Raw genomic sequence first — 18,150 nt, 5'->3', positions numbered from 1 at the left:
GTCATGCCCGGGCCAAAAACGTCGCAAAACGGGTAGCGGCGGCTAGCCCGCCGAACGGCCATACCGGCGGGATTGTCCTGACGTTGCCGGCCTTGACGCAGGGAAGGTTGGCCCAGAGGCTGCTCTGGTCGATCCTGATCTTCACATGCGGCGGGATCGGATCGAGCGAAATCACGCGGGCCTCGCCGATCGCAACCAGTTCTTCGATGCCCAGCATGGAAAAGCCCCAGCTATCGGTCGGCGCCGTCCAGGCGTTGGTGAGGCTCAACCGGTCGAGCACGTCCTGGAACAGACTGCCCTTGCCGTAGACGCGGACGTGACGATCGTCGAACATGCTGACCACCGCGAGCGGCTGGTCTGCCCGCCCTGAAAACTGTGCCCTGATCTGGGAAATTGCCGCCGCCGTTTCCTGGACAAGGCGCAGAGCCTCAGCCTCGCGGCCGAGCTGTGAGCCAAGTTTCAGCGTCTCATTCTCGGCCTGGCGATAAGGCGCTTCGGTGCCATCGTAGAAGGGCACCGTATGCAGCGGCGCGATCCGCCTGAACGGAGCTTCGTCCAGCCCATAGCCATAGGCGCCGGTGATAAGATCGGGCCTGAGTTCCAGGAGCAGTTCGAGATTGGGCTCGCCGCGCGAGCCGAGATCGAGGCAGCCGGCAGGAAGAGCCGGTCCCGCGACCCAGTCGCGGTAACCTTTTGAGTCGGCGACCGCCACCGGGCCGATCCCGAGCGAGATGACCATCTCGGCCGAGGTCCATTCGAGGCAGGCGACGCGCGGCGGCGGAGCGGCATGCGCCGGGTCGCCGCGCACGCCTAGGCTCGTCGCGGCCAGGCCGGCCAGGCACCGGCGCCGCGTCAGTGGCGCCAATTGGGTCCGGGCCTGCACGCGCGGGTCACCATGTGTACTTCACCGAGCCGTTGATCCGGCGACCCTCGCCATAAAAGCAGCCGAAGCTTTCCGCGTAGCAGGAGGCGACATAGCGCTTGTCGAACAGATTGCTGACATTGAGGTTCAGCTCGGCGTTCCTCCATTCGTAGTGGAGTGCGGCATCGACAAGCGTGACTGCCGGCACTTTGAAAGTGTTGGCGTCGTCGCCGAAAGTCGAGCCGACATAGCGGATGCCGGCGCCGAGCCCGAAGCCTTCCAATTTGCCGCTGCCGACGGTGTAATTCGCCCACAGCGAGGCCGCATGCTCCGGCACGCCGAATGGGGTGTTGCCCTCATCGCTGATTGTCTCGCCACTATCGTCATCGACGGTGATCGAGGTGGCCTTGGTGATCTCGGTGTCGAGATATGTATAGGCCGCCCGGAAATCGAAGCCTGAATCGAGGCTGGCAACAGCTTCCAGCTCGATGCCGCGCGACCTGATCTCGCCGGTCTGGAAGATGTCGTTGGGCGCGCCAACACCGCCATTGCGCACGACATTCTGCCGGGCCAGGTCGAACGCCGAAACGGTGACGAAGGCGTTCCAGCCGACCGGCTGGTACTTCAGCCCGACCTCGTACTGCTTGCCGGTTTCGGGCACGAGCGGATTGCCGTTGCTGTCGGGGCCGGACACCGGCTGGAACGATTCGGAATAGCTGACATAAGGGGCAAGGCCATTGTCGGCGAGATAAAGCAGACCAGCGCGGCTGGTGAAGGCGTCGTCCTTCTGGCGGGGACCGAAAGCGCCGGCCAGATTGTCGTGGACTTTCGCGTCGGCCCAGTCCTGGCGGCCGCCCAGCGTCAGTCGCCAGTTGCCCAGCTTGATCTGGTCCTGCGCGTAGAGGCCGACCTGCGATTGGGTGGTGTCGGTGTCGGTATAGGGCGTCATTTCGCCGACCGGGTAGCCATAGGCCGGGTCGAATATGTTGAAATCATCGTCGGTCATATCGTTGGTGGCGGCATAGTCGCGGTAGGTGTAGCGCTTATAGTCGAAGCCGAGAAGCAGCGTGTGGGCGAGCGGCCCGGTGTCGAAATCGGCCTGCGCCTGGTTGTCGATGGTCACGCCGCTGAGCTTGCTGCCGCCGGCATCGGCATAGCGGGAATAGTCGCCCTCATCATTCAGAAGCCCGCCGCCGAAGACGCCTTCCTCATAGTGCTTCAGATAGACGTAGCGGGCATGCTGGCGAACCTGCCACGTCTCGTTGAAGCGGTGATCCAACTCGTAACCGATCGACGCCTGGTCGTTGTCGTAGGTGTCGAAGCCCGGTTCGCCGACGAACATGCTGTTCGGCAGGTATTTTCCGTCCCTGCCCGGCCTGATCGTGCCGTATGCCGGCAGATACTGCATCGCCCAGCCGGACCGGTCGCGCTGATAGTTGGCGAGGATGGTCAGGCTGGTATCGGCATCGGGCTGCCAGGTCAGCGCCGGCGCGATGAAGATGCGTTCGTCCTCGACGAAATCAGTCTGCGTATCGCCGGTGTGGGCGGCACCGGTGAGGCGGAACAGCAGCGACTTGTCGGCGTTGACAGCCCCGCTGAAGTCGAACTTTCCTTCATAGCGGTCGAAGCTTCCGGCGCCGAACTCGACCTCGCGGAGGTTCTCCTCGGTCGGGCGCTTGCTGACATAGTTGATGATGCCGCCAGGACTTGCCTGGCCGTAGAGAACCGATGCCGGCCCGCGCAGGATTTCGTAGCGTTCGGCACCGTAGGAATCGAGCGCCGTGAACAGCGTGAAATTGCTTTCCTTGAGTTGCAGCCCGTCCTTGTAGAAGACGCCGCTGGAGTTCGAAATGCCGCGCATCTGCAAGCCGTGGCCACGATTGTCGGTGCCGTAGAGATTGCCGGTTGCGCCTGGCGTATAACGCAGCGCACTGTTCAGGCTGTCCACCGCCTGCGCTTCCATCTGGTCTTTGGTGATGACCGATATCGACTGCGGCGTCTCGATCAGCGGTGTTTCGGTCTTGGTAGCGGTGGAGCCCTGGGTGGCGACATAGCCGTCGACCGTCCCAAAGGCGCTTTCGACGCGTTCCTGAATATTGATCGGGTCGAGAGTGGTGGTCGCCTCCTGCGCGACGGCGTGACCGCCGCCAAGCAGCACCGGCAGCGACATCGCCGCGACCAGCAGGTTTCGGCGCGCAGTCACTTCGCTTTGAGTTCTTCCGCGACCTGAACCAACGACCATCTCGGCGCGCTCCACATTTCGTGTTTCGACGCAAATCCGGCGCGTCACGACATTTTGTTGACTCAAAAAGTCATCTTCATTGTTGACTAGTAAACTCATGTTTCATAGTCAACCGGACATCGGCGCCCGCAAACCGGATTGCCGAAAACCGGATTTCGAAATGCGCGCGCAAAGCTGGAGGAAGGCCGAGACCGTGGCAGGAATTCATGCCCAGACTGCCTTTCATGTCGAAGCCGTGCGGTTCGCTGTCGGCGAGCGGACGCTGCTCGGTCCGGTTACACTCGAGTTGCAACGCTCGCGCGTCTATGGGCTGATCGGGCACAACGGCTCGGGCAAGTCGACGCTGATCAAGCTCCTGGCGCGCCAGCAGCCGGCAAGCTCGGGCGGCATAACCTTCGCGCAGCGGCCGCTGGTGCAGTGGCGCGCGCGTGAACTGGCGCGCGCGCTCGCCTATCTGCCGCAGACGATGCCGGCGGCGACCGGCCTGACGGTGCGCGAACTGGCGACGCTCGGCCGCTATCCCTGGCACGGCGCGCTCGGCCGTTTCGGGCATGAGGACAGGCGCCATGTCGATGAGGCGCTAGTTTTGACCGACATGGCTGACTTCACCGACCGGCTGGTCGACGAATTGTCCGGCGGCGAGCGCCAGCGCGCATGGCTGGCCATGCTGGTGGCGCAGAATGCCGGCGTCATGCTGCTCGACGAGCCGATCTCGGCGCTCGACATCGCCCATCAGGTCGAGGTGCTGGGGCTGGTCAGGGACCTCAGCCGCAAGCGCGACCTGTGCGTCGTCGTCGTGCTGCACGATCCCAACATGGCGGCGCGCTACTGCGACGAATTGATCGCGCTGAAGGACGGCAGGCTGCTGACGCGCGGCACGCCGGACCAGATCATGCAGGGCGACGTGCTCAAAGGAATTTTCGGTGTCGAGATGGGCGTGTTTGCGCACCCCGTCACCGGCCAGCCCATCGGCTATGTGCAATGAGGCCACTGTGAGAATAAGGAAGAAGCCCTTGTCCAGACATGGTTTGTTCGCGGCGTTGCTCGCATCCGCCATCCTGTCGGCTGGCGGCGCAGTCGCCCAGGAGCAACCGGGCGCGGCCCCGGCGATCGAGGCGCCGGCTCCAGTGCCTGGGCAGGCTGCGCCAGACGCCGCCGCGCCACCGGCGACGCAGCCCGGCGTGACAACACCTATCGAGACAACGCCTACCGAGACTGGCCCTTCGACGGCAATCTCCCTGACCCTGCCGCGTGACCTGTCGCCATGGGGCATGTTCATGGCGGCCGACATCGTCGTGAAAGCGGTGATGATCGGGTTGGCTTTTGCGTCCTTCGTCACCTGGACGATATGGCTGGCCAAATCGCTGGAGATCCTTGGCGGCAAGCTGCGCGCCCGCCGCGCGGCACAAGCGATCGGCAATGCCGCGACGTTGAACCAGGCCGGGCGCGCGCTTGGCCACAATAACGGTCCTGGCGCCCTGCTGGTGCGGGCAGCCGAGGAAGAGACTGCGCTTTCGGCCGGTTCGCTCGACCATGTGTCCGGCGACGGGCTGAAGGAACGGGTCACCTCGCGCCTGTCGCGCATCGAGGCGGCGGCGGCGCGGCGCATGTCGCGCGGCACCGGCGTGCTGGCGACAATCGGCTCGACCGCGCCCTTCGTCGGCCTGTTCGGCACCGTCTGGGGCATCATGAACGCCTTCATCGGCATCTCGCAGGCGCAGACCACCAACCTCGCCGTCGTTGCCCCGGGCATTGCGGAAGCCTTGCTGGCCACGTCGATGGGCCTTGTCGCGGCGATCCCGGCGGTGGTCATCTACAACGTCTTCGCGCGATCGATAGCCGGCTACAGGCAGATCCTTGCCGATGCGTCGGCAGGGGTCGAGCGGCTGGTCAGCCGGGATCTGGATTTCCGCACGGTCGCGCCGGCAAAGCAGATGGCCGCGGAATGAACACGGAGCGACGCCATGGCGGCTAGAATTCGAGAGAACATTGACGGCGATCTCGAGGAAAATCACGAGATCAACGTCACGCCGTTCATCGACGTGATCCTGGTTCTGCTGATCATCTTCATGGTCGCGGCGCCGCTGGCGACCGTGGATGTCAATGTCGACCTGCCGGGCTCGACCGCAACGCCTGCGCCTCGACCGGAGACGCCGCTGTTCCTGACGCTGAAGAACGATCTCAGCCTGGCGATCGGCAACGACAGCGTGCCGCGCGCAGCCTTCGCCGCCGCGCTGGTCGGCAGGACAAAAGGCGACAGGCAGACGCGCATCTTCCTGCGCGCCGACAAGGCGGTCGGCTACGGCGAGCTGATGGAGGTGATGAACCTTTTGCGCGGCGCCGGCTATCTGAAGATCGCGCTGGTTGGCCTCGAGACCGCGCCCAGCGATGCCGCGGCGCCGCAAGTCGGAACCGGCCAATAATGTCGCCGGCGGCCGCCCTGCCGATGGCCGATCAGCGGCGTTTCGGCGCGCGCGAGATCGCCTGGTGGGCGGGCGCGGCTGCGCTGGTCCTGATGGCGCATGCCGCGGTCGGCTATGCGATGCAGAGCTGGCGCCCGGCCGAGCCCGATGGCGGGCCGCCGCAGGCGCAGGTGATCGAGTTGTCGCCAATGGCGCTCACGCCGGCCGAGCCGGCGCCGATATCGGATGAGATAGCGCCCGATCAGCCGGACCCGGCCGAGGAGCCCGAGATTGCCGAAACGGAGCCTCCGCCCGAACCGCCCGTCGAGCAGGCCGAGCCGGTCACCGAGCCGTCGGAGGCCGCTCCGGCCGACACGGTCGAGCCGACCCCGCCGACAGTGGCCGAACGGGTCGACCAGCCGCCGCTCGAGGAGGTCGTGCCCGAAATTGCCGAAGCCGTCACGCCGGAAGTGGTCGTTCCGCTGCCGCAGCCGAAACCGGTCGACAAACCCGTCGAGGCCAAGCCAAAGAAACAGGCAAAGACTGAGGTAAAGGAGCCGGCTGAGGTCAAGGCGAAGAAGCCTGTCAAAGAAGCCAAAAAGCGTCCGAAAAAGGAAATGGCCGCACCGCCGCGGACGACGGCCAGTGTCGCTGCGACATCCGCAGCCAGGGCGGCCGCCCCGAAATCGACCAAGGCAACGGCTGCGAGACGCGGGGACGCCAAGAAGTGGAACTCGCAACTGACAAGGTGGCTCAATCGGCACAAGCGCTATCCGAAGGCCGCGAAAGCCCGCCGTTCGGAAGGAACTGTGACCGTCTCCTTCATGGTGGCCGGCTCCGGCCGAGTGACGTCCGTTCGCATCACCGGTTCGTCCGGCGACCCTGATCTCGACCGCGGTGTACTCGACCTGCTGCAGGGCGCTACAGTGCCGGCGCCGCCAGAAGGCGTTAGCTCGCGTGTCAATGTGCCGTTGAGGTTCGACCTGCGGTGATTCGCCGCCGGCCGAGAGCCATTTGCCGCTTTCCAATTTCTACGTCGTGTTTGCAGATTGCGCGCTATTGTACTGTGCATTCGGCGATGATTTTCGAGTGCCAATTGTCATCTGGTTGTCACATACCCGCCATATACATCGATAATTCCGGATTCTAGGATACATGGATAAGAACACCGCTCTTCTCGCATTGGCAGCGCTTGGTCAGGACACCAGGCTCGAAGTGTTTCGCCTGCTGGTGCGGGCGGGCGCGAACGGTGTGCCAGCCGGCGAGATCGCCGCGCGCCTCGGTGCGGTGCAGAACACCATGTCGGCGCATCTGAAGGTCCTCGACCATGCCGGCCTGGTCCGCGCCGAGCGCGACGGCCGGACGATCCGCTACGTCGCCGACATGACCGGCTTTCGCGATCTGCTTGCCTATCTCATGGAGGATTGCTGCAACGGCGCGCCGGAGCTCTGCCAGCCGGTCATTCAGGCCGTAACTTGCAACTGCTAGAAGGGAGGACCACCCATGAATGACCCATACAACGTGCTTTTCCTGTGCACCGGCAATTCGGCACGGTCGATCCTTGCCGAAGCGATCCTCAACCGTGTCGGCGCCGGCAAGTTCAGGGCCTATTCGGCCGGATCGCGCCCGAAGGGAGAGGTCCATCCCTACGCGCTCCAGCTTTTGAAAACCCTCAACCACGACACGTCCTTCGCCCGCTCGAAAGACTGGCAGGAATTTGCGGCTCCTGGCGCGCCCGAGATGAATTTCGTTTTCACCGTCTGCGACAACGCGGCCAATGAAGCCTGCCCGGTCTGGCCGGGACAGCCGATGACCGCGCATTGGGGCGAGCCCGACCCGGCCGCCGTGGACGGCACCGACGCCGAAAAGCATCTGGCCTTTGCCGAAGCCTATCGCATGCTCAACAACCGGATCTCGATCTTCGTCAGCCTGCCGATGAACACGATCGACAAGCTCGCCCTGCAGAAACGGCTCGATGAAATCGGCCGCGATCTGCCGAAGGTCGGCTGACATCATGGCGGCTGACCTGTCCCGCCGCATCGTCGCGGAAGCGCTCGGCACGGCAATGCTGGTCGCGACGGTCGTCGGCTCCGGCATCATGGCGGATCGTCTGACGGACGATGTGGGTCTCTCCCTGCTCGGCAACACGCTGCCGACTGGAGCGATTTTGGTGGTGCTGATCACCATACTCGGACCGATTTCCGGGGCGCATTTCAATCCGGCGGTGACGCTGGTTTTTGCCCTCAGGCGGGAAATCGAAGCGAACGCTGCACTGGCCTATGTGATCGCCCAGATTGCCGGTGGCGTCGCCGGAACGCTGCTGGCGCACGCCATGTTCGAACTGCCAATTCTCCAGATCTCGCAAACCGTGCGGACCGGAAACGGACAATGGATTGCGGAACTGGTGGCCGCCTTCGGCCTGGTCTTCACCATTCTCGCCGGTCTTCGCTTCCGTTCGGATGCCATCCCCTGGCTGGTCGGCCTCTACATCACCGCGGCCTATTGGTTCACGGCCTCGACCTCGTTTGCCAATCCGGCAGTCGCCATTGCCCGGGCGGTTTCCAACACCTTCGCGGGCATCCGGCCGATAGATCTGCCGGGGTTTATTGTCGCCGAGCTGCTGGGCGCGCTGCTTGCGATGGCGTTGGCAGGATGGCTGCTCGCTGAACCCAAGCCAATCAGACAGATGAGAGCCGCGAAATGACCATCACCATCTACCACAACCCCGACTGCGGCACCTCGCGCAACACGCTGGCGATCATCCGGCAGTCCGGCGAAGAGCCTGAGGTGATCGAGTATCTGAAAAATCCGCCGCCGCGTGAACGGCTGGTCGAGCTGATCGCGGCGATGGGGATGACGCCGCGCCAATTGCTGCGCGAGAAGGGCACGCCGTATGCCGAGCTCAATCTCGCCGATCCCAAATGGACCGATGACGAGATCGTCGAGTTCATGCTGGCGCATCCGATCCTGATCAACCGGCCGATCGTGGTGACGCCGCTTGGCACCATGCTTGCTCGGCCGTCCCAAGCGGTTCTCGACATCCTGCCCAATCCTGAGATCGGGCCGTTCGCCAAGGAAGACGGCGAAGTCGTCATCGATGCGCAGGGCAAGCGCGTTGCCTGACCTAGTGCCCGAAGACTCGCTTCCGAACGTCGACGAAGACCAGTTCCGGCCGATCGACCTGCAGGCGCTGCTCGACGTGCCGCGGTCGATCCACAAACCTCGCGTGCTGATGCTCTACGGCTCGCTGCGCGAGCGCTCCTATTCGCGGCTTGCGACGGAGGAGGCAGCTCGCATTTTGCGCCGCCTGGGCGCCGAGGTGCGCATCTACAATCCCGCCGGCCTGCCGCTGCCGGATTCGACCTCGGCCGACCACGCCAAAGTCCAGGAGCTGCGAGACCTGTCGATCTGGTCGGAAGCGCAGGTCTGGTGCTCGCCGGAGCGGCATGGCTCGATGACGGGAGTGATGAAGGCGCAGATCGACTGGCTGCCGCTCTCGGCCGGCGGCGTCAGGACGACGCAGGGCCGCACGCTGGCGGTGATGCAGGTGTCTGGCGGCTCGCAGAGTTTCAACGCCGTCAACCAGCTTCGTCTCCTCGGCCGCTGGATGCGGATGATCACCATCCCCAACCAGTCGTCGGTAGCCAAGGCTTTCAACGAGTTCGACGAGGCCGGCCGCATGAAGCCGTCGCCGTACTATAACAGGATCGTCGACGTGATGGAGGAGCTGATGAAGTTCACGCTGCTCTTGCGCGATCGGTCCGCCTATCTCACGGACCGTTATTCAGAGCGTGTCGAAAGCGCCGAAGCGGTTGCCGAGCGGGTCAATCAGCGGTCGATTTGAGAGCGGGTGTGGTTGCTAATTCGATAATTTTCGAAATAGGTATTGACGCGGCGCTGTCTCAGCGCTAACTTATTTCCATGAAACTCGAACAAGCAGCAAAACAGCTTGAAGCGCTCGGCAATCCGACGCGGCTGAAGCTTTATCGCACGCTGGTGCGGGCAGGCGAAACAGGACGACCGGTCGGTTATCTCCAAGAGGCCCTCGGCATCGCTGCGTCGACGCTGTCGCATCATCTCCACCGGCTCATCCTGACCGGCCTGGTCACCCAGGAACGCCAGGCAACGACGCTGATCTGCCGGGCCAATTACCCTGTGATGAACGATCTCCTTGGCTTTCTTGCCGACGAATGTTGTGCCGATGCCGCATGCGGCCCGGCTGTCGGCGAGGCGGTTGCGTAACTCATTTTTGACTAGTATTTCCATAGTTCTAGAAACATAGAAGGTGTGCCATGGTTTCTGAAAACGATCTCCCGGTCGCCATCATCGGCGGCGGACCTGTCGGCTTGGCGGCTGCCGCCCAACTGGTCAGCCGTGGCCTGCCGGTCAAGGTTTACGAGGCCGGTGCTTCTGTCGGCTCGAACCTTCGGGATTGGGGTCATGTCCGGGTTTTCACGCCATGGCGTTATTGTGTCGATGCGGTCGCCCGAAAACTTCTCGAGAGCCATGGCTGGCAAATGCCGGAGCCGGAGGCGTTCCCCACCGCCGATGAGATCGTCGACCAGTATCTCGCGCCGCTGGCCAAGCTTGCCGAACTGGCGCCGTCGATTGAGACCAATGCCTGTGTTGTCGCCATTTCCCGCTGGGGAGCCGACAAGGTGTTGAGCAAGGCGCGGGAGACGCGGCCGTTCATGCTTGTGGTCGAAACGGCGGAAGGCACGCGCCGGGACAGCGCCCGTGCCGTCATCGATGCGTCCGGCACCTGGCAGACGCCGAACCCTCTTGGCGCCGGCGGCTTGCCGGCCGAAGGCGAGAGGGAATTTGGAGACCGCTTCGCCTACGGCATCCCAAATGTTCTCGGTCGCGACAGTCATCTCTATGCACGTCGCACGACATTGGTGGTCGGCGCCGGCCATTCCGCTGCCAATGCCTTGCTGGAATTGGCGGAGCTTGCGCAAACCGAACCGGGCACTTCGGCACTATGGGTGACGCGCAGCACCGACCTTGTCCGCATCTACGGCGGCGGCGATGCCGACGCCCTGCCGGCGCGCGGCGAGCTTGGCTCCGATGTCCGGCAGCTCGCCGAGAGTGGCCGGGTGCGGCTGGTGACCGGCTTTGCCATTGTTGCTATCCGTGAGGTCGACGGCCGCCTCGCTGTCGAAGGCCAGGCAAAGGACGGGTTGCGCACGCTCGACCCCGTCGACAGGATCATTGCCGCGACGGGGCAGCGCCCCGATCTCGCCTTGACCCGGGAGCTTCGGCTGGACCTCGATCCGTGGCTCGAAGGCGTCAAGGCGCTCGGGCCGCTCATCGATCCCAACGAGCACTCATGCGGCGACGTCCCACCGCATGGCCATCGCGAACTCAGCCACCCCGAGCCCGATTTCTACACGGTCGGCGTCAAAAGCTATGGCCGGGCGCCGACATTCCTGCTGCTGACCGGCTATGAGCAGGTCCGCTCGGTCGCCGCGGCGATCGCCGGCGACATGGCTGCCGCCGATGCCGTGCAGCTGGTGTTGCCCGCGACCGGCGTCTGCACTGTGCCCGTGTCTCTTTCAGGCGTTTCATCCGGAGCTTGCTGTGGCGGACCAGCGCCGGCAGCTGTCGATGCCTGTTGTACCGACGATGCCAAGGCAAAGGCGAGCGGCAAGTCGGGCTGCGGCTGCGGCAGCACGCAAGCAGTGCGCAGCGACGATCTCGAGATCGCCGCTCAATGAGCGACCGGAAAATCCCGGCTGCCGCGCTCTGGGCGTTGGGGCTGACGCAGATCATCGGCTACGGTACGCTCTATTACAGTTTTAGCATCCTGGTGCCGTCGATCGCGCGTGAGCTCGCCTGGCCGGAACAATGGGTTTTCGGCGCCTTGTCGGCGTCGCTGCTGGTGGGTGGACTGTTTGCGCCGACAGCGGGGCGCTGGGCCGATCGTTTCGGCGCCGGCCGCGTGATGACCTTTGGCTCGCTTGCTGCCGCAGCAGCGCTTGTCGCTTGCGCGGTTGCACCCGGCCGGGTGAGCTTCGTGCTGGCCTTGATGGCGATGGAACTGGCGTCTGCCTTCGTGCTCTACAGCGCCGCTTTCGTCGCGATCGTCCAGATCGGCGGCGCCAGGGCGCAGCGCAGCATCACCCATCTGACGCTGATCGCCGGCTTCGCTTCCACCCTGTTCTGGCCGCTGACGGCAGCACTGCACGAATACCTGAGCTGGCGCGAGGTCTATCTGGCCTTTGCGTTCATCAATGTCGCCATCTGCCTGCCCATCCATGCCTGGCTGGCGCGGCTGTCTCGTCGGGCGGACAAAAACGCTTCGGCGACACCTGCTGCCGCCGGCCCGGCGGGCGGACCGGTTGCCTTCACCGCGCGCGACCGCAGCAGAGTGTTTCTGCTCATGCTTGGCGGCTTCGCGATCGAGGGTTTCGTGCTGTCGTCGATCCTCGTTCACATGGTGCCGCTGACGGCGGCGCTCGGGCTTGGCTCCGCCGGGCTTGTCGTCACCACGCTTTTCGGCCCGTCCCAGGTGGCAAGCCGGCTGATCAACATGCTGTTCGGCGGCCGGCTTGCGCAGACCTGGCTCGCGGTGATCGGCGCGACATTGTTGCCGCTCGGCCTTGTCGTCCTGCTGGCGACGACACCGTCGGTGGCCGGCGCCATCGCCTTCGTCATCCTGTTTGGATTGGGCTCGGGCCTCGCCAGCATCGTCGGCGGCACGCTGCCGCTGGAACTGTTCGGACGGGAGCGCTACGGCGCCCGGCTCGGCTGGGTGACGGCCGCGCGTCAGTTCTCTTCAGCCCTTGCGCCATTTGCCCTTGCCATGGCGATGGCAGGCTTGGGCGTCCAGCCATCGCTCTGGTTCACCGCTGCAGCAGGCATGCTCGGCATACTGGCTTTTTTCGCCATCATCCTGATCAGACGGCAGCCCCTCGCGCCTGTGATCTTACGTCAACGAACTGACGCCGCGCGCCGCGTCGAGCTGTGCGCAACACCGAGCCGCCGGCCATCGGCGCTCGACGGGCTGTGATGCGGTTGATAAGCCCTCTCCTCAAGGAGAGTCGAGACATGACCGTTGCGATCGAGATGGGCCACACGACCGCAGGCGCTCCGGCGGCACTGGATCTTGAGGAGCTGCTGGCGACGCGCCTGCTGGTGCAGGGCAACTCGGGCTCCGGCAAATCCCATCTGCTGCGCCGGCTGCTGGAGCAGAGTGCGCCCTGGGTGCAGCAGACCATCATCGACCCCGAAGGCGACTTCGTCTCGCTGGGCGACCGTTTCGGCCATTTGGTGATCGACGCCGAGGAGCATACCGAGCGCGGCCTGCAGAGCGCCGGCGAGCGGGCTCGCATCCACCGCGTCTCGACGGTTCTCAATCTCGAGGGGCTCGACGCCGAGAACCAGATGCGCCGCGCCGCCGCCTTCCTTGGCGGGCTTTTTGAGGTCGCCCGCGACCACTGGTACCCAATGCTGGTGGTGGTGGACGAGGCGCAGCTGTTCGCGCCGGCTGTGGCCGGCGAGGTTTCGGACGAGGCGCGCAAGCTCTCGCTTGGCGCCATGACGAACCTGATGTGCCGAGGCCGCAAACGCGGGCTTGCCGGCATCATCGCCACCCAGCGGCTGGCCAAGCTCGCCAAGAATGTCGCCGCCGAGGCTTCCAATTTCCTCATGGGCCGGACTTTTCTCGATATCGACATGGCGCGCGCCGCCGACCTTTTGGGCATGGAGCGGCGCCAGGCGGAGGCTTTTCGCGACCTGGAGCGCGGGCAATTCATGGCGCTCGGCCCGGCGCTGTCGCGCCGTCCGCTCGGCTTGCGCATCGGCCCGACCGACACAAGTCCGCGCAATGGCACGCCGCGGCTGATGCCGCTGCCGGAAGCAGCCCTTGAGGACGCACGCGCCATCATCCTGGCAGCACCGCCGCCGGAAGCTGTCCGGCCGCAGCGCCGGTCGTCGCCGGACCTTCTCGATCAGCTGATGGCGGCGAAGTCGGCGGCGCTGGAAATCCGCCCCGAACCGTCGGAGCCGCCGATCAGCGCCGAGGATTTGGCGGAGCGGCGTGAGCGCGTCGACCGTGTCTTGCGCGCCGTTCTGGCGCAGCCCGACGCGGGCTTCCGGGTCATCGGCGTGCTTTATCAGGAGTTCGTGGTCCGCTGCCGGATAGAAGGCCTCGCCTCGGTGGTGCCGGACCTGCCCGCCTTTCGCCGCATGCTGACGCGCGCCCGCGCCGGCCTCGGCTCCGACATGGCAGGGGATGACGCCTGGCAAGACGTCTCGGCGCGCGCCTCGCTGCTGCCCGAGGATATGCAGGGCGTGTTCATGATGATCGCCCGCGCGGCGAAGGAGGGCTGGCCCTGCCCGAGCGACGCGGCGATCGCCCGCGCCTACGGCTCGCACTCGCTGCGCCGCGCCCGGCGCCTGCTAACCTATATCGAAGAGCAGGGGCTGATCGTCTGCCAACTCGACGGGGTTGGACGGCGGACGGTGACGCTGGTGGAACTCGCCTGGGCGACGGCGCCGGGCGACCCCGGTGCTGTGGAGGTGGAGCAGGGGCGTTTGGCTGTGTGAGGCGGCGGCCGAGCGCGCAAGGGAAATGCCACGCATCAAGGCCATGTATGGCCAAGCGGCAGGTACAGCGGCGAGTCTTTTTTGCGCAGATAGGGCCTTGGCCCGTCACAGCTCTTCTGCCCGGTCTTCATCATACGACGACGATTGGCGCGACGCAGATCCGCCTGGTGTAAGTTGTTCGACGCTACAGCCCTGCCGACGGCGCTTCACATATCTTCTAAATTACCCGCGAGTCGGTTTGCTAATGAAGAGATCAGCCCCGATCAACTGACGAAGGACAAGAAATACGACAGGACTGTAGCGCAAATAGCCGCCGAAACTACGCTACCGCCGCCGATTACCCCCTTCGGTTCATTCTGTTGACATCTCCTGCTTCTGGAGAGATGGTAAGATACTACGCGGCGGCCCTTTTTCCGAAGATTTTATTCTGCAGCTTCCTCAAAGGATTTCGGCAATGCGTTTGTCTCGATCGCGCCGACTTATGGCCATCGCTTTGACGGCAATCGCAGCCGTTCCCTCTTCTGGACATGCCGAGGACAAGCTGCTGACGGAAGCGGTGCAGTTCAACGGTACGATCCTGTATCTCTCCACCGAAGTGCCTGGCCTGATCTTCGGCGCCGTGCGCAACGGCGAGACGGCCTTGGCCGGTTTCGGCAAGATTGCCGACGGGAGTGAAAAAGTGCCCGACGGCGACACAATGTTCCGCATCGCATCCGTGAGCAAGGTGTTCTGCGGCAGTGTGCTTTCCTCGCTGGCGATCGACGGCAAGGTACAGCTCACCGACCGGCTGCAGGATCGCCTTGGCTGGGACGTCACGCTCCCTGAGAAGGATGGCCGCGCCCTTCGCCTGATCGATCTCGTCGCGCAAGCTTCCGGCCTTCCGCGGGAGGTGCCAGTGGCCGAGGCGCCCCCCTCCGACCCCTTCTCTACGAACACCAAAGAGGCGCAGATTGCCGCCCTCAAGGACAATCCGCTGCTGTTCGCGCCGGGCACCGCCGTTCTCTATTCGAACTTCGGATACGACCTCCTTGGAGCGGCGCTCGCGAATGTCTCTGGAAAGCCGTATGCCGAGCTCCTTCGGGAGCGGGTCCTCGATCCTCTCGGCATGAAAGACACGGTTTTCAACGCAAGACCGGAGGACGAGCCGCGCCTGATGCAGGGCCATAACTTCGACGGCAGCGCCATGCCCATCGTGCCGACGAGCACAGCCATGGAGTGCGCCGGTGGATTGTACTCGACCGCGGACGACCTGCTGCGCTGGATGAACTGGCATGTCGAGAACAAGCCTTCTGCGACCGATGCCGAGTTGCGGCTTTTGAACCACGCGGCTTTTTTGTACCGGGACGGTCTCGGGTCGGTGGTGGGGCTGGATGACGGCGGCCCGATGGACGCCATGGGTCTCGGATGGGTCATCATGCTCCCCACCGAGCATAGCCCGCTCATCCTCCAGAAGAGCGGCGGCCTGCAAGGGATGTTTCTCTATGTTGCGATTGCACCGACACGCGGCGTCGGCGCTTTCTTCGTCATGAACCAATTCAATGCCGCCGGCTTCATGGCGGGGGTCAAGACGACGAACGATCTCGTCGCAGAGATCGCTCCACGCTGATTTTCGCGCTGATCAGGGGGAACGTGCGCGATGATTAACGCTGTGGAGGGGGCCTGACGGACCGCATGTTTGGTGGCAAGGCAAGCTCGACATCGGCTATTTCCGGCCGACGGCTTAGTTATTCCCTCCTGAGGACGACCACCGCATGGATAGGTCGCCGCGTGCAAGGTCAGGCCCAAGCGGCGCTTTTGATCTCAAATGTGGAGCTCTCTGGCTCGACTGTTCTGAGCTTGAAAGGGTCGATTGACCAAGCTCAGATTGAGCCGTAGCTTCAGATAGCGTGCGGCCTGGTTGTTTCAGCAGAGGCTCGCCTTGAGGGTACCGATGGCTGGCAGTGACGATGCGCGTCTGCCCAAGCAGGTAGGTCAGCCGGCGGCGCATCATTCTGCGTCGGCAACAGTGCGGCGACGCGAGCTTCTCATTGCCGTCTCGACGCTCGCAGCATTCTTCGGATTGCCCGCCGCGGCCCGTAGCCAGGTCGCCTTGAGCAGCGCGATCGAGCCCGGCGCGTTTCGCGAATTGACAGGCATACTGACGGGCATGTCGCCGAGCGACGCCACGCTGCCGGAATTGTTCCTGCAGGCATTCTCCGCTGACGCCGCCGATCTCGGAAAACTGCATGCGATCGTGACGGAACAGCCCGAGACAGAATGGGACAGCGCGATTGCGTCGGCGGGGCTGAAACCGCTGTCGGAATCGCTCATCCAAGCCTGGTATACGGGTAGCATCATGCACGGCTCGGAAGAACGCGTCCTTACCTATCTCGATGCGTTCGTCTGGCATGCCTGCGGTTACACCAAGCCGCCGACGCGATGCGACACGAATTTTGGCGCGTGGGCGAACGCACCACCGCCCGGACGGTTTTCCGAATGACCGCGCCGGCGTCCGCCGATGTCGTGTTTGTCGGTTCAGGCGTAGCCGCGGCGCTTGCCGGCGCGGCTATCGCGAAAGCAGGGTTCAGCGTGCTGTTCCTCGAGGCGGGACCGCGCGTCGATCGCGGCACCGCTGTGACACGATTCCAGTACTCGTCCGCGAAGGGCCAGAACTCGCCTTACCCCGACCAGCCCTATGCGCCGCAGCCGGAAGAATCCGACTTCTCCGCCTACTATGTCGAGGCTGGGCCGGACACCTTTAGGGGACAGCAGGCGAGGATCGTCGGCGGCACCACGTGGCACTGGGGCGGGCTCGCCGCGCGGTTCCGGCCAAACGATTTCAAGATGCACTCGAAGTTCGGCGTCGGCGTCGATTGGCCTATCGCCTATGGCGACATGGAGCCGTGGTATCAGGCCGCCGAGGAAGAGATCGGCGTCGCGGGCGACGACACCGCCGATTTCGGCGCGCCGCGCTCAAAGTCGTTTCCGATGCCACCGATCCCCATGACCTATGCCGACAAGCAGGTCGGCATCGCTGCCAAGGCGCTCGGCTACTCGGTGTTGCCATTTCCACAGGCGCGCAATTCGGTGTGGCGGGATGGCCGCCCGCAATGCTGCGGCAATGCGAGTTGCGTGCCGATCTGCCCCATCCAGGCGAAGTACGACGCGACGCATCATCTCGCCATCGCGGAGCGCGCCAGCGCGCATGTCGAGCCGCAGGCCGTGGTGCACGAGCTAGTCGTCGGTCCGGACAAACGCATTGCCGAAGTGCGTTACCGTCGCCCAGATCGCAGCGAGGGCAGCGCGACCGGAAAAATTGTGGTCATCGCGGCGCATACCATTGAGACGCCAAAGCTGCTACTGCTTTCGACGGGAGACAATGCGCCGACGGGCGTGGCGAACAGTTCCGACCAGGTCGGCCGCAATCTGCTGTCGCAGATCGATGTCGGCATTCAGGGACTGACCAGGGATCCCGTGTTCACCTATCGCGGACCGGTCTCGACCGGTGGCATTGCCGAGCTTCGGGACGGCGATTTCCGCAACGAGCGTGCCGCCATCGGCATCTCGCCTTCCAACGAGGGCTGGGCGCGGGCGGTCGGTCCGTTCCAGGCTGCGACGACCTTCATCAAACAGGGCCTGCGCGGCGATGCGCTGAAGGCGGCAGTCCGTTCGCACGTCGCGCGGGAGCTGATCATTGGCAGCTCTGCCGAAATGCTTCCCAATCCGGACAATCGCGTGACGCTGAGCAATCAGATGGACGGGATCGGCATTCCGCGGCCGAACATCGCCTTCAAGTCTGACGACTACACGGCGCGCGGGCTGGCGGTCGCGCGCGATGTGCAGAACAAGCTCATGGCTGCACTCGGCGCCACGCAGATCAAGCAGCTCGGCCCGATCGCTGACAGCGCGATCATGGGCGGCACGACACGCATGGGAGATGACCCGCTCACCTCGGTCGTCGACAGGGACCTGAAGAGCCACGACCATCCAAACCTCTACATCGTTGGCTCGTCCGTCTTCCCGTCCATCACGGCGAATGCGCCCACGCTCACCATTGCGGCGCTCAGTGCGCGCCTCGGCGCGCATCTCATCTCCCTGCTGAAGGCGTAGATGTC

At 64.3% G+C, this 18,150-nt stretch carries 18 protein-coding genes; 16 read left to right on the top strand and 2 right to left on the bottom strand.

Annotated elements, in window-relative coordinates:
• Position 1: 1 nt before the first annotated feature.
• Together AC0L2V_RS17525 and AC0L2V_RS17520 are read right to left on the bottom strand one after the other, a co-directional pair.
• The gene (locus AC0L2V_RS17525; RefSeq protein ID WP_473520699.1) at positions 2-883 is read right to left on the bottom strand and encodes an ABC transporter substrate-binding protein; all 882 of its coding nucleotides are present in this window, start codon (positions 881-883) and stop codon (positions 2-4) included.
• A 7-nt stretch (positions 884-890) separates the two neighbouring features.
• Complete coding sequence (locus AC0L2V_RS17520) at positions 891-3,065, bottom strand: TonB-dependent siderophore receptor (protein ID WP_473520698.1); 2,175 nt, start codon at positions 3,063-3,065, stop codon at positions 891-893.
• 199 nt (positions 3,066-3,264) lie between these two features.
• Here AC0L2V_RS17520 and AC0L2V_RS17515 point away from each other — a divergent pair, with 199 nt between their 5' ends.
• From AC0L2V_RS17515 to AC0L2V_RS17440, 16 genes are all read left to right on the top strand, one after another.
• On the top strand, positions 3,265-4,089 hold the full coding sequence (locus AC0L2V_RS17515; RefSeq protein ID WP_473520697.1) for an ATP-binding cassette domain-containing protein: 825 nt from the start codon (positions 3,265-3,267) through the stop codon (positions 4,087-4,089).
• A gap of 28 nt (positions 4,090-4,117) precedes the next feature.
• Positions 4,118-5,053, top strand: a complete 936-nt coding sequence (gene exbB / locus AC0L2V_RS17510; RefSeq protein ID WP_473520696.1) for a tonB-system energizer ExbB — start codon at positions 4,118-4,120, stop codon at positions 5,051-5,053.
• A gap of 15 nt (positions 5,054-5,068) precedes the next feature.
• On the top strand, positions 5,069-5,527 hold the full coding sequence (exbD, locus tag AC0L2V_RS17505; protein ID WP_091592320.1) for a TonB system transport protein ExbD: 459 nt from the start codon (positions 5,069-5,071) through the stop codon (positions 5,525-5,527).
• Complete coding sequence (locus AC0L2V_RS17500; RefSeq protein WP_473520695.1) at positions 5,527-6,498, top strand: energy transducer TonB; 972 nt, start codon at positions 5,527-5,529, stop codon at positions 6,496-6,498. Before exbD ends, AC0L2V_RS17500 begins: the two co-directional genes overlap by 1 nt.
• Before the next feature lie 163 nt (positions 6,499-6,661).
• The gene (locus AC0L2V_RS17495) at positions 6,662-6,994 is read left to right on the top strand and encodes an ArsR/SmtB family transcription factor (RefSeq protein ID WP_473520694.1); all 333 of its coding nucleotides are present in this window, start codon (positions 6,662-6,664) and stop codon (positions 6,992-6,994) included.
• 15 nt (positions 6,995-7,009) lie between these two features.
• A complete protein-coding gene (locus AC0L2V_RS17490; RefSeq protein WP_473520693.1) occupies positions 7,010-7,516 on the top strand; it encodes an arsenate reductase ArsC in 507 nt (168 codons plus the stop codon).
• 4 nt (positions 7,517-7,520) lie between these two features.
• Entirely contained in the window at positions 7,521-8,210 is a 690-nt protein-coding gene (locus tag AC0L2V_RS17485; RefSeq protein WP_473520692.1) for an aquaporin, read from the top strand.
• Positions 8,207-8,629: an arsenate reductase (glutaredoxin) gene (gene arsC, locus AC0L2V_RS17480; protein WP_473520691.1), complete on the top strand. Its 423-nt coding sequence runs from the start codon at positions 8,207-8,209 to the stop codon at positions 8,627-8,629. Before AC0L2V_RS17485 ends, arsC begins: the two co-directional genes overlap by 4 nt.
• Entirely contained in the window at positions 8,622-9,350 is a 729-nt protein-coding gene (arsH, locus tag AC0L2V_RS17475) for an arsenical resistance protein ArsH (RefSeq protein WP_473520690.1), read from the top strand. Before arsC ends, arsH begins: the two co-directional genes overlap by 8 nt.
• A 77-nt stretch (positions 9,351-9,427) precedes the next feature.
• Positions 9,428-9,748: an ArsR/SmtB family transcription factor gene (locus tag AC0L2V_RS17470; RefSeq protein WP_473520689.1), complete on the top strand. Its 321-nt coding sequence runs from the start codon at positions 9,428-9,430 to the stop codon at positions 9,746-9,748.
• Positions 9,749-9,798: 50 nt separating this feature from the next.
• Positions 9,799-11,223 (top strand): NAD(P)-binding domain-containing protein, encoded by a 1,425-nt coding sequence (locus AC0L2V_RS17465; protein ID WP_473520688.1) that lies wholly within the window; start codon positions 9,799-9,801, stop codon positions 11,221-11,223.
• The gene (gene arsK, locus AC0L2V_RS17460; RefSeq protein ID WP_473520687.1) at positions 11,220-12,518 is read left to right on the top strand and encodes an arsenite efflux MFS transporter ArsK; all 1,299 of its coding nucleotides are present in this window, start codon (positions 11,220-11,222) and stop codon (positions 12,516-12,518) included. Before AC0L2V_RS17465 ends, arsK begins: the two co-directional genes overlap by 4 nt.
• Positions 12,519-12,556: 38 nt before the next feature.
• The gene (locus tag AC0L2V_RS17455; RefSeq protein WP_473520686.1) at positions 12,557-14,056 is read left to right on the top strand and encodes a helicase HerA domain-containing protein; all 1,500 of its coding nucleotides are present in this window, start codon (positions 12,557-12,559) and stop codon (positions 14,054-14,056) included.
• A 481-nt stretch (positions 14,057-14,537) separates the two neighbouring features.
• Positions 14,538-15,662: a D-alanyl-D-alanine-carboxypeptidase/endopeptidase AmpH gene (ampH, locus tag AC0L2V_RS17450; protein WP_473520685.1), complete on the top strand. Its 1,125-nt coding sequence runs from the start codon at positions 14,538-14,540 to the stop codon at positions 15,660-15,662.
• A 324-nt stretch (positions 15,663-15,986) separates the two neighbouring features.
• Positions 15,987-16,535: a sugar dehydrogenase complex small subunit gene (locus AC0L2V_RS17445; RefSeq protein WP_128173635.1), complete on the top strand. Its 549-nt coding sequence runs from the start codon at positions 15,987-15,989 to the stop codon at positions 16,533-16,535.
• Positions 16,532-18,145, top strand: coding sequence for a GMC family oxidoreductase (locus tag AC0L2V_RS17440; protein ID WP_473512361.1), 1,614 nt, complete (start codon positions 16,532-16,534; stop codon positions 18,143-18,145). The genes AC0L2V_RS17445 and AC0L2V_RS17440 overlap by 4 nt, the downstream gene beginning before the upstream one ends.
• Positions 18,146-18,150: the final 5 nt, after the last annotated feature.

This window comes from Mesorhizobium sp. WSM4814 (assembly GCF_055811595.1).
This window is presented reverse-complemented; position numbering and strand designations above follow the sequence as displayed.